At 42.2% G+C, this 13407-nt stretch carries 8 protein-coding genes; all 8 read right to left on the minus strand.

Features of this window, described 5'->3' with window-relative positions:
- Positions 1 to 82: 82 nt before the first annotated feature.
- Complete coding sequence (locus LV85_RS17865; RefSeq protein ID WP_111321989.1) at positions 83 to 2269, minus strand: hypothetical protein; 2187 nt, start codon at positions 2267 to 2269, stop codon at positions 83 to 85.
- 172 nt (positions 2270 to 2441) lie between these two features.
- Positions 2442 to 3017 (minus strand): DUF4136 domain-containing protein, encoded by a 576-nt coding sequence (locus LV85_RS17870; protein ID WP_111322038.1) that lies wholly within the window; start codon positions 3015 to 3017, stop codon positions 2442 to 2444.
- Positions 3018 to 3360: 343 nt separating this feature from the next.
- Positions 3361 to 4908, minus strand: coding sequence for an arylsulfatase (locus tag LV85_RS17875; RefSeq protein WP_111321991.1), 1548 nt, complete (start codon positions 4906 to 4908; stop codon positions 3361 to 3363).
- Positions 4909 to 5193: 285 nt separating this feature from the next.
- Positions 5194 to 7698 (minus strand): fused MFS/spermidine synthase, encoded by a 2505-nt coding sequence (locus LV85_RS17880; RefSeq protein ID WP_111321993.1) that lies wholly within the window; start codon positions 7696 to 7698, stop codon positions 5194 to 5196.
- A 99-nt stretch (positions 7699 to 7797) separates the two neighbouring features.
- Positions 7798 to 8628 carry a hypothetical protein gene (locus tag LV85_RS17885; protein ID WP_111321995.1) on the minus strand — a complete coding sequence of 277 codons (831 nt, stop codon included), beginning with the start codon at positions 8626 to 8628 and terminating at the stop codon, positions 7798 to 7800.
- A gap of 23 nt (positions 8629 to 8651) precedes the next feature.
- The gene (locus LV85_RS17890; RefSeq protein WP_111321997.1) at positions 8652 to 9698 is read right to left on the minus strand and encodes an HAD family hydrolase; all 1047 of its coding nucleotides are present in this window, start codon (positions 9696 to 9698) and stop codon (positions 8652 to 8654) included.
- Between the two features lie 74 nt (positions 9699 to 9772).
- Positions 9773 to 10939 (minus strand): BamA/TamA family outer membrane protein, encoded by a 1167-nt coding sequence (locus LV85_RS17895; protein ID WP_111321999.1) that lies wholly within the window; start codon positions 10937 to 10939, stop codon positions 9773 to 9775.
- 67 nt (positions 10940 to 11006) lie between these two features.
- Positions 11007 to 13361, minus strand: a complete 2355-nt coding sequence (locus LV85_RS17900) for an arylsulfatase (RefSeq protein ID WP_111322001.1) — start codon at positions 13359 to 13361, stop codon at positions 11007 to 11009.
- Positions 13362 to 13407 lie beyond the last annotated feature (46 nt).

Genomic DNA, 13407 nt, shown 5'->3' on the forward strand with positions numbered 1-13407 from the left:
AATTGGAATTCATACCCTTAGCTAAATGAACTACAGAATCATTGTCCAAATCTTTTCTGCTATTTGGAAGACCTAAGCTAATTTAAAACCTTCGAATTCCTCCTCCACCCATTCGCTGAAATGAGTTGAATCTTTGAGTTTGAAACTGCCCTCTTTGTCTTGAAAACTGGGATCTTTCAAGCCCAGATTGTACATGCTGCTGCGATGGATTCCATAAGGATCGACCATTATTATTCATTGAGTTCCAGTTCCCCCTATTATACTGACTCCAATTCCCATTTTCATTGCGACGGTATATATTACCATCATGGCCAGCAAATACCCCATTATCAGTATGGACTACTGTTCCATTTGCTCCATGAGCTATGACGCCCTGATTTCCACCAGAGGTTCTAAACCCTGCGGCAGTACCACGGGCAGTGGTCACATGGCCTGTTTGCACCCATTGATTACCCCTTGTGGCTACTGAATTCCCCCACTGAGCATAAGGGCTATGTCCTTGATTGGTATGGGCATAAGTGCCTGTCCAAGGATTATAGGTACTAGCAGATGTACGACCCCCATACCATCCTTGTACACTCGCGGAACGACCATATCGACCCGTAGCAGGATTATACCATCCAGCTGTATGTGCTGCTCCATAAGGTCCATATACCGAGCGCCCTACAGCAAAGCCTCCTGTCCAAGGATTATACACCGCGCCCACGCCATAAGTCATAGGCCAAGGTCTGTAGATAGGATATGGGTAGGGACCCCAAAAAAGGTATGGCGGGTAATAATATCCGGTACCATATGCAATTGTGGCTCCTACTGTCATTCCCATGACAAACATTCCATAATAACCTCCTGTGGTATTACTTTGCACGGTCGTATCAGTAGGATTACTTACCGTCACATAGGTAACATTGTACATAGGAGAACTTGGAGGAATGGAGTAGATCTCAGAAGGTACAGAGTCTGCCGTTTTCCAAGGGCCTTTTGGCTCTGCAGATTCAAACCACACTGCTTGGTAGCATAGGTAATATTCCTTCCCAACTTTAATCACTTTTTGCTGTGTGTTGGAAGCATAAAAAAGAGAAGTTCCCGCGATAGGTCTGAATTCTGGATTCCCATCATAATCCACTTTTACTTTGGCTTCTACCTCCGCCTTATTCACAATGGCTGTCGTAGGTATCTGAGCGAGCATCACAGCATCAGAAGCTTGAATTGTACCTGGCACCGAAACTAATACGCTAGCTTTAGGAGAATCTTCCGGTATGTTAGAAAAATCGGTTGGAAGATCATTCCCTGAATAAACCCAAGGACCTTCTAAAGATTTAGAACTAAACCATCTCCCGGAAAAAAGCACGTAAAAGTCACTTTTCGTCTCGTCTACAAAAACGTCATTATCCGTATTGCTTGCATATAGAAGCTTGGTCCCGGTAATCTCCGTATATCTTGGCTGTCCTTGAAATAAAATTAACTCAGCTGGGCTGGTACTATAAAAAACTTTTGGTGCGGCAACAGAACCTAATGGAGGAACCATTTTCTTCACATCATCAAAATTTTCTCCAGTCGGCAGTTTCTTCATCTCCCTAGGCAAACTCTTCACTTGAGTCCAAGGCCCTTTCAACTCAGTCGCCGATAGCCATGCACTATCTGCTAAGAGATAATATTCATTCTTCTTCTTTTCATGGAATACATCCCAATTAGTATTGACGATATACTCCATATTAGTCTTTTCAATCGGAGCGTAGACTGGATCACCATCTATAGAAAGTAGAATAGCATCCTGATCACTATAGAATATGACTGGCGGGTCATTTTTAACTGCAACAGGTTTTGCCTGGACTTTGCCTTGCTGAAGATCTGCCATTATTCTATCTACAGAAAATGACTCTCCGCCATTAGGCATAATCTCTTCAAAAACTTTTTGCAGCTTTTCAGAATCAGCAGGATCTACGGAGGGGAATCTGACGCCCTCAACAATTATATCTTGAAGAAATGCCGTGCGATTTTCCTTGTCAACCAAGGTATGACTTCTGATCGAAGTTACTCCCATGACTTGTTTCCCATCAGCAGGAGTCAAGGAAAAAGCTACTCGCGCTTTGAGCACTTTATAATCATCCCATTCATCTACTTGGGGCTGGTAATATACCAAGGTCGCCCCGTCTTTCTCTACTTGTCGTGGCCAACCTATATCCTTTGTGTGATCGGTAGTATCAGTTTGGGCTTGAAGTCCTCCGATGCATATCATCAGGATTATAAAGAAGCTATAGATCAATCGCATGTTGATAGGGTTAAGGGTGCTTTGAATAAAAGGGAAAGAGCAATAAGTTCAGATTGTTATCCTATAAGGTTCAATTTAAAAAAGGAGAAAAACGGAGTCAAATTAACCCAACGTCTTTCTCCTTTGCACTCTAGGCTCTGCCTAATGAGGATAATCCATTATTAAAACAATACTATTGTTTATCAACTGGGAATTGCTTCATCAATTTACCGATCTGCTTAGGAATAGTTTTATCTCTTTTCTCTGGCTTCTCATTCACCACTGAAGTGCTAGTTCCTTGCCAAATCAATTTCTTGCCAGATGCATCATACATGTCTACAACCAATGTGCCTTCAGTATAATCATTGTCTGAGTATGTAGTAGTAGCAGAGCCCATGCCCATTCCTCCTACTCCCATTCCCCATCCCATACGTGGACCATAACCCAATCCACCCATGAAATCAGTATAGGCAGTGGTGCTAGTTTTCTTATCTAACACTACATAAAGTGCAATCGCTGCATCAGCACCTGAAGTGACTAAGGTCATTCCTCTTGCATCAAATTCACTTTTCAATGCATCTAAGATTCTCTTTTTGTCAAAATCATTCAATTGCTTATCAGAATCCTTTTGCCATCCTTCAAATGAATAAGTCTTATAGCCGGTGAAATCAGCGTTTTTATCATAATCACTTTTTACTTGAGCAAATCCCGATACCGAGAATAGCATCAATAATGCTCCTAGCATTAAATTTTTAATTTGATTTTTCATAGTTTTCATGTTTTTGAAATCAACTTTTGAACTGCTTTTTAATGATTTGTTAAGTTTAAAAGAAATGCAATTGTACTCTTGAATACGTTAAGAAGGCCCAATTAGCTACAAAATAGCCGATTTATTAATACCTAAATCTACTTTATAAAAGTAATAATCTTCAGGAAATACGCAACTATAATTGGCCAGTATCGAGCATTTTAGTACTGCTACAAATTGTATTTCAAGTCTTTATAGGTGAAATACCTACCCATAAATCGGATAAATATAAGCTAAAATCACAATCGCCCTGTTCCAATGGATACAGGGCGATATGATTATTTAACACACTTAGAATTAAATGTTATTCAGAACCTGCTGCTTCAGACAGTTTCTTCATTACATCTTCCAGGTTAAAGCTAGCCGGTGGCTGACGAGGAGGGTATTCTTTAAAGGTCTCCAGGAATTGAGCCGCATACTGTTGAGCCGGTACGATAAGGAAGGCATGTCTCAATAACCAATCGTAGTAGGTATTTGAAGTAATATCAGCCTGCTCATATGGATCAGCTCTCAAATCAAACATTTTCGGTAATCTAAGCTCTGTAAATGGCTCAGCCCAAATTCTCAAAGTACCCTGAACTCTCTGCTCTAGGAATACCAATTTCCAGTTCTCAAATCGAATAGCAGTAAGCTGCGCATCATCATTAAAGTAGAAGAATTCTTTTCTCGGAGAACGCTCCACTTGACCCGTCAGGTAAGGTAAGATGTTGTAACCATCCAAATGAACCTTAAAGGTCTTACCATCCGCTTGGTATCCAGTCAGCAACTTTTTAGCAATATCTGGCTCACCAGCTGCAGCCAATAAAGTAGGAGCCCAGTCCAAACCACTGACGATTTCATTAGAAATAGTACCTGGCTTGATTTTACCTGGCCAACGGATTACAGCAGGAGAACGGTACGCACCTTCCCAGTTTGTCTCCTTTTCACTACGGAAAGGGCTCAAACCAGCATCAGGCCAAGAGTTCTTGTGTGGTCCATTATCAGAAGTATAGATAACGATAGTGTTATCAGCTATTCCTAATTCGTCCACTTTATCTAGGATGTTACCTACAATCTGATCGTGTTCGATCATACCGTCAGCATATTCTGTACGTGCAGTCAAGCCTGGCTTATCGCGATTCTCTTCTTTCACGTGCGTATACAAGTGCATTCTGGTCGCATTGAACCATACGAAGAATGGCTTATCAGCTTTAACCTGACGCTCCATGAAATCCATTGTCGCTGCGGAAGTCTCCTCATCGATAGTTTCCATACGCTTCTTAGTCAATGGTCCCGTATCTTCGATTTTTCCATCAGAAGAAGATTTGATCACACCTCTTGGACCATACTTCTCTTTAAACTCTGGAGTTTGAGGATAATTTCTATTTTCTGGCTCTTCCTCAGCATTCAAGTGATAAAGATTTCCCAAGAACTCATCAAAACCATGATTCGTAGGAAGGAACTTATCCAAATCACCTAGGTGATTTTTACCGAACTGTGCAGTAGCATAACCCTGAGGCTTTAGCAGTTCTGCGATTGTAGGATCCTCTTTTCTCAACCCTACATCTGAGCCAGGAAGACCTACTTTAGAAAGACCGGTACGGTAAATCGTCTGGCCAGTAATAAAGGATGATCTACCTGCAGTACAACTTTGCTCGGAATAGTAATCCGTGAAAATCATACCTTCCTTCGCAATACGGTCGATATTAGGAGTTTGATAGCCTACAACACCCATGCCGTAGGCACTGACATTGGTCGTACCAATATCATCTCCAAATATCACGACGATATTTGGTTTCTTCTCCTGCGCCATCACTCCTGTGGCAAACAGGGTCATGGCGAAGAGCGATAATTTTAGTTTGTTTTTAATCATAACTGCAAAAATTAAGGGTATAAAGTTTATAGTGTGTTTAAAATTGCTAATCAAATTTTTGTAAGATTACAGCCCAACTGGCTGTATTCAAGCTTAGATTGATATGATTATGATAAAATCAGCTTTAGTACTACATAAATTCAATTGCTTAAATCTAGTAAAAAAAAAGCAAAAACAAATCTTTAGGCAAGTTCAGCTAGTTTTTTTTCCATCCATCAGTACAATTTCACTTTTACATAATAATGCAATTGATCTCTTAACAATTTATTGAAATCACAAAGATAGCTAGTCTTCGAATTCCGAAGCCATAAACCATAGGTAATATGGATTTTCCGGAGCGCGTTGTTTGACCCATTTCATGGCAATGGCCCAGTTTTTTGCGTCTCCTTCATAGGCGTAGATTCCCGCCTCGTAGAAGCGTAGCAAAATTTCTCGCTTAAGTTCTATCTCTTCAAGCAAGGCTGGATCTGCATGAAGTAGCTGTGGAGCTCTATATTCATCATTGAGTGCAACTAGGGCATGCGTAAATTCACCCGGTACTACCCAATCTCCATATTCTATTCTAGGCTGATTGTCTGTGGTAGGCAAAGCATCTCCTGCATAGGCTTCTAGTCCGTCACGGTCTGTAATCCATGTAGCCAGCAATTCTGCTGTAGTATTGATCCCTACCTCCCGCATCGCTGCGGAGACTTCCGGCTGATTAAATCTTTCGCTTATCTTATCCACATCCAACTCCAATGGCTCATTGGAACCGATCAAGAGCATCTCATGCAGTTCGGTACTCCAGACTGAAGCATAAGGATACACATCCAGAAAGCTTCGAACCAAGGAGCGAGTATCCTCATTTGTCTGCGTAGGCAAGGGTAACCATTGCGCTACCAATCCATTTGGATTGAGTCGATCTGCGGCCAGTTGATAGAAATCACTAGAGTAAAGATTGACTACACCTGCAGCAGAAGGCGGTGGTGGCTCCAGCGTAATCAAGTCGTATTGTTCTTTACTTCGCAAAAGCTCAGACCTTCCATCCCGAAGACGAATATCTACGCGTGAATCTTCAGTCACATTATTATTTCCTTCAAAAAGACTAGCGGCCCTGACCACTGCAGGCAAAAGCTCTGCACAGACTCTCTTATCAAGACCTGGGTAGTACAAAAGACTACCGGCGGTAATCCCTGTTCCCAAGCCAATCACCAGCGCAGACTTGGGCTCTTCCTTACTAATGATAAGCGGCAATAATGCCTGCAAACGCATGTAGCGCTGGGAAGTCATGGAATTCCCAGAATTGGAAACTCCGGAAATATATAGTCTCCTAAAGCTTTTCTCTGCACTTCGCTGCTCTACTACGGCAACCGTACCTGCAGCACTAGGCTCGTGAAATATCAATTTACCTCCATGTCCTTTAGCCAAAAGCTTGACAAGATGATCCGAAGGAAGCAAAACCACTCCTAAAATCGCGATCCCAGCACAGGCAAAGATTGCATTGCGGCTGACCTTCGTCACCCCATGTCCTTTCCATACAGCTACAAGTCCTATCCCTACTGCAGCGAATGCCAATAACCCTAGGCTACGCTCTATCCCGAGAAAAGGCACTAAAACAAAGCCAATCACCAAAGTCCCCACTATTCCTCCCACCGTATTGAAAGCAACTATTCGTCCAGTGTCTCTGCCTGAATTTGCAGGATCTACTATAAGTCTCAATGCTGCCGGGAAGGCCGCTCCTAGGAGCATCGTGGGAATAAGAACTAGCCATCCAGCCACTACAAAAAATCTGGCTGCTCGTGCAAAACCTTCATATGGTAGCATTTTGAAAGCAAAATCTCCTGCAGATTCTTGGAAATTGGTCAATACATCACCTGAAAATGCTAAGGCAAGCAAGGCTGTAACTCCTGCTGCTGCGATTAGAAAACCAAATACGCCCCAGGAATCTTTAGTACGGTCTGCCCTTCGGGAAAAGAATGCACTCCCTAATACCAAGCCCAATAAATATGTTGCCAACACCACCGAAAAGGCAAAGGTCCTCGTACTCGTCCACTGTACCACTGCCTGCGACCAAATCACCTCGTATCCAAGTGCCAATCCTCCTGCAATAGCATACAGCCAAAGTGCCAGGGATTTCCCTGCAGGATCAGCAGCAGTCTTAGATTTGGTACTTGCAGGTAAGTCTTTTCCTACGAGTAAAAAAGCTCCTACTCCGGCTGCCAGGTTTAGTATTGCGGCAAAGACTGAGGAGCCAAATACGCCAAAGGCTGGTATCAGTACAAAAGAGGTTAACAAAGCTCCGGCAATAGCCCCGGCCGTATTGGCAGCATACAATAGACCTCCGGCATAGCCCAATTGATCTTTGTTAGGAGAAATAGAACGAACTAATACTGGCAGTGTGCCTCCCATCAGAAAAGCTGGAGCAGCTACCAGCAGGAATGGTAACAACCATGCTAATGGTCCCGCCATCAATTGCAATTGTGCAAATAGAGCTGCCGACCTGCCAAGAGCAAAAGTCACGATGACTCCAAGAATGGCCACACCAATTTCTAACATCGCATATAAGCGAAGTGGATGACTAAGTCGATCTGCCCTGCGACCAAAAATGTAACTTCCCAAGGCCAAACCAGCAAAGAAGGCCGAGACTGCTGTACTGACTGCATGTACATCTACCCCTACTACGATGGACAACTGCTTGATCCATAAGACCTGATATACAAGAGCTGCTAATCCAGATACAAAAAGTAAAATCGCTGGGCTAATAATCCAACGCTTATCCAAGCTTGGAGACTTCTTAATCTTTTTATTCATGAGTGGAAATATAGGGCTCTTTTCAAAAAAGATAAATTCTAGATCTAATTAGAGAAATTGGTAAATGGGGCTTCCTTCTATATATGGCAGTAATACACATTATTCCCCCTTCATCGGCAGGTACCAGCGGAAGCCAAAGCGAATTCCAAAATTATTCAAATTTCTGGTATAACCCTCAGAGCGATATGCCATGATTTCTGGCTCTATATAAGCATTGTACTTCAACTTGCCCGACCAGATATATCCTAGTCTGAAATCTATAGGAATTGCCACCTGCCCAGTTTTATAATCTATTTGCCACTCCGGCTCTATCCCTGCATACACGCCATTTGGCCAAGTGTAGAAGATATTTGGCTGGAGTACTGCATAAATATTCGACCCATACTTATCATTCCCTGTCACTGAAAAGAAGTTTTCCAGAATCCAATACATCTGCCAATTGCCGAGATCTGTGAAGGTCAAAGTAGCTGCTGGTCCGATTTGAAATTGAGGAGAGCCTAATTCTGAGGAGGTTCTAGTAGGAATAGTCGCATTCCACCCTGCACCGAATTGACCCCAACTTTTTTTGCTGATAATAAAAAACTGATTCAAGGTAAGATCACCTAAGCCAGTCGGCCCGTTAGGAGCGGTATTGACGTATGCAATCACACGAATCAGCTGTGGGAATGGAAGCAAGAGCCCTTTTTCTAAAGGAATAATCCCTCTAAATCGGAAATTCTGGGCAAAGCCATCTTGCCCCTCTGTATCAAAAATGGTGTATTCTTCGAGTTGAAGTTGCCAGGCAAGGGTAGTGGGATTCATCACTTGCTGGGATAATTTCACTGAAGTTTTTCCTTCTTCCTCTTCCTGCTTCTTCTCGTCTTGCGCCAACACCTGCTGACTTATGACAAGAAACAGGAAAATTATTTTACTAAAATCCGACAATCTCATAGCTAAAGATTTTCTACTATAAATTACTTATCAAAAGGATAAATCACTTTCCAATCCTCCTTCATATCTACGATGGTCCAGGCTTTTTCTGTAGCTTCATCTAGTCCTTCATCAAAGGTACCGATGTGGGATTTTCTATCGTAGGCATATTCTCTGATCGAATCAGTATGGTGTACATAGAGTTTAAAGGTTTTCAGTTCATTGGAATCTGTCCAACGAAGCATGTCCAAATCCCCATCTGAGTTACCCGCCGAGAACACAGGACGTCTCCCTATATAGCGGTTGATCCCAACAGGCTTACCCTCATGATCATCTATAAGATCAATCTCTGCAAGTCGTTCAATACTCGGCTTGCCATCATTATAAGAATATTTGGTCTTGATGCTACTTCCTACTACTTGATCTTTTGGAATGCCATACACTCCCTCAACCCAAGGCCTCATGAATTCTATGCCTCCACCAGAGACAATAAAAACTTTGAATTCATTCGCTCTCAAATAATCCAATAGCTCAAGCATAGGCTGAAAAACCATTTCTTTGAATGGCTTCTTTTTCGCTGGATGCTCAGCGGTAGCTATCCAGTCCTTTACAAGTTTATCAAATTCATCCGTCGTCACTCCTGCATGAGTAGCCATTACTATTTCCAAAAGACCTTTTTCACCTTGTGCCATCAAGGTTTTCATGTCATTTTCCAATACAGCTTTATAGGGTTGCTTGGTCTTCCACTCCGGATGATCTGCTGCCATTGCTTTCAATCGCTCCAATGCAAAAAAGAATTGAAAATAAATAGGCTGCTCAGACCAGAGCGTACCGTCATTATCAAAGGTGGCAATCCGATCGGCTACTGGAATAAAATTAGCACTACCGGAATTAGTCACATCTTCCACATAACTGATGATGGCTTCTTTGGTAGCACCATCATTCCAGGAAGGTAATCCTGGGGAAACTTTGTCCGTCTCTATTTCTGTATTAATCTCAGTCTCTGATTCAGTCTGAGGGGCACAGGAAATTGTTATGCTTAGCAGCAAGCCAAGTCCTAACATTTTGTAAGTGTTTTTTCCAGATTTCATAGTGTTATTTTTTTGTAAAAACCAGCTAATAGCAACAGGAAAACAGCTGTCTCCTGATATTTATAAAGGGTAAATTAATTCCTATTATTCCAAGCAGAACCAAAGACGATATACCAGCCAAAATCCTCATTGGACCAGGCTACATCTATACCAGTTCTCATATTGAATTTTCTCGCGATCAAATATCTAAACCCAGTTCCGTAGTTATAAATCAATTCTGAATCGATAAATGACACTTCTTTGGTGGGAGCCTTGGCTGCTCCTACAAATGCTACAGCACTCCAGCGCTTGGTGAAATCATATCGCTGCTCAGTTTCCACTACATAGGTTTCTTGTCCTTGATAACGTGCCATAGGTACTCCACGTAAGTTAACTCCCGGCTCCATATAGAATGGCGCATCTCCAAACTGAAGGTTTCCTTCAAATCGAAAACCACTCACCCATTTAGGCTTGAGTTGGAAATATTGCAAAGCAGTAATATTCCAATTCCTATAATCATAGTCACTGCCTGTCCAAGAAGCATTGACTCGGAAAGCGGAAGTGAAGTACAAGCCTTTATTCGGTGTAAATACATTATCCCGTTTATCGTATTGCATGTTGACCCCGACGTTACTTAGCTTATTATTTAAGGTCTTGTCATCTATGAAATCAGGCAATTCTGTAAGATCGAATTCTGGTTTGACTTTATTGTGTAGAAAGAGGTATTGAAGCCCAAAATATAAATCGGTATCCCCTACTTCACGCAGGATATTTCCAAAAAATATTGCTGAATTAAAATTAAGCCCTAACTGCTTCTCCCCTATGACGGGGAAATTTCTAAAGAAATCCATATTCATATCTCCATATCCTCCACCCACTTTGTATTTCAGGTGTTGCTTTGGCAAAGAGGCAGATCGCATGGCTCCACCACCCCAACTTTTGTTTGCGGAGTAACCTATAAAACCTGCTGTAATATTGGGAGGAATATATTTACCCTTTTCATGGACCTTATTTGGCTGGATAAAAACGGGAGTAAACATAGCTCCAATCCCACCTAGCGCAGGCTCTGTAATCAACTGAATCACAGGGATAAATCCATGGTAACTAATTAGGAAATCACTCAAATCTAACTTTCCATCCAGCGAATCCTTAAGGACCTTCATACTGAATTTCTCCTTTTCGGGTTGTACTTCAGATTTGTCCTGCGCACTCACTGTAAATGTCAGAAGAGAAAATAGTACTAGGCAATAAAAAGCTTTCATAAAGAAGGTCATAAGCCTTTAAAGTAATTATTTTTCATAACACGTTCCTCATATAATAAGCTTGCTTTTACTTTGTATTGAGGTATTTTATTACAGTTTTACCGATTTTTCCATTAAATGCAAAAGGAGCCTGGTCAAAGTAATCCAATGAAACCGGAGAGTCCAGATCAGTTCCTATATCAAAGGTAGCGTTGGATGTGAAATGCAGAGACATTGCTCGTGGAACTTGCTTTTTGGCTACTTCTTTGCCATTCACACGTATGATTATATCCATCGCTCCTCCTATTTTATCCACCAACTTTGATTCCACTTCTACCGTCGATTTCCCTACAGGAAGTTTGGTGGAAGATTTGATTTTAGTACGCTCGATTTCAAAAAGATTGAATTCATAATTCACATAGCCATCTTTTACAAAACAAGTAACTCCACCCGAAAATCCTGCCAGAGCATAAAGAACTCCATTGGCATTTTTCGGAACATCTAGCTCCATGGTTACCAAGCTACTTACCTTGCCCAACTTAGGTGCTGCAGACTCTGGCATACGAGTCAAAGGCGCTTCAAATGTCCATTCGGTCAATGGAGAGGCAGGAGCATCTTCAGGGTGGAAAATTGCTGTAGCCCATAGACCTCCACCCACAGGAAGGTTTTTGTATTTGGTAGACTCAGAGATGAAAAGCATTTTCATCTCTTCCAGCTTTTCAGGATTCTCTTTAGCCAAATCATTTGCCTGACTCCAGTCTTCATCTAGATTATAAAGCTCCCAGACGTCATTGTTAGGATCCCAGGTTCTTGCTCCTTTTGGTATTCCTCCTACCCATGGTTGTCTAAGCCCCATTGTACTAGCCATCCAGCCATCACTATAGATTCCTCTGCTGGCCATGATATCGAAAAACTGCGTTTTATGAGTGCCTTTTACTTCAGGATCGTCTAGGGAATAAACCATGCTTACTCCATCTATGGGATCTTGATTAAAGCCATTTACAACTTGCGGCTTTTCGATGCTCAACAACTCATAAATAGTAGGTGTCACATCTATCACATGATGAAACTGTGGTCGGGGTGTATCGTCATGCTTGATTTTTATAGGCCAGGAAACTGCCATTGGCTGACGAGTTCCTCCGAAATATCCACCAACTAACTTAGTTCCCTGATAAGGAGTAGATCCAGCCCAGGCCCAACCAGCATGAAACATATTGTCGGTTTTGTTAGTACCTAGTACATCGAGACCTCCTAACTCATTCAGCGCATCTATATGTTCTGAAATCTTGGTAGGAATAGCATTTTGTGCCAATTGCTCAGAAATAGTCCCATATAGTCCTTCTGAAGAAGATCCATTATCTCCCCAGATGTAAAATATAAGCGTGTTTTCCAGTTCACCCATCTCTTCAATTTGGTCGATTACTCGGCCGGCATTGTAATCTGCATGCTCTGCAAAGCCAGCCCAAACCTCCATTAACCTTCTTTGGAACGGCTTTTCTGATTCTGGAATAGATTCCCAAGATGCCATCGTCTCCGCTCGTGGGGTCAATTCAGTATTCTGTGGAATCCATCCTAGCTCCTTTTGTTTTTTGAAAACACGCTCACGATATGCATCCCATCCATCATCAAATTTGCCTTTGTATTTATCAGCCCATTCTTTAGGAACCTGATGTGGTCCATGCGCTGCACCTGGAGCCCAATACACAAAGAATGGCTTTTCAGGTGCATAGGTTTTTTGTTCTCGAAGCCAGGTGATTGTTCTATCTGCCAAATCCTCAGATAAGTGATAACCCTCAGGACGCTCTTCAGTCACGTAGGTAGTATTATGTACTAGCGTAGGCTCGTATTGGGAAGCTTCTCCAGCCAGGAAGCCATAGAATTCTTCAAATCCATAACCTGTAGGCCAAAAGTCAAAAGGACCTTTATTGGTAATCTGGTCTTCAGGAGTATTATGCCATTTACCAAAAGCAGCAGTATTATATCCATAAGCTTTGAGTACTTCTGCCACCGTAGCTGCTGTTTTGGGGATTACTCCGCTGAAACCGTCAAAGTCATTTGCTAAAGCTGCAATCTGCCCATTACCCACACCCGTATGGTTCCTTCCTGTCAATAATGCAGCCCGAGTAGGAGAACACATGGCCGTAGAATGAAAGCGATTGTAGGAAACACCCAGATTTGCTATTCTACTCAGATTGGGAGTGTTAATCTCCCCTCCATAGGTAGAAGCAGTCCCTGGACCAATATCATCAACCAAAATGATCAGAATATTAGGAGCATCAGCCGGGAGGTGTTCAGGTTGCGCTCTTTTGTGATAAGTCGATGTCCCCATCGTCAATCCAGCTTGGGATGCCGATGGTACTGGAGGGAATGGAAGAATCTGCTGAGCAAAGGTAGCACCAGCAAATACGCAAATAAGGAATATGTTCAGTAATACCTTTTTCATGCTTATGGTCTTATATGTAATACTATTTTCTAAGGTTTTATTTCAG

It is taken from the genome of Algoriphagus chordae (assembly GCF_003254055.1).
In the GTDB taxonomy this organism is placed as follows: Bacteria; Bacteroidota; Bacteroidia; order Cytophagales; family Cyclobacteriaceae; genus Algoriphagus; species Algoriphagus chordae.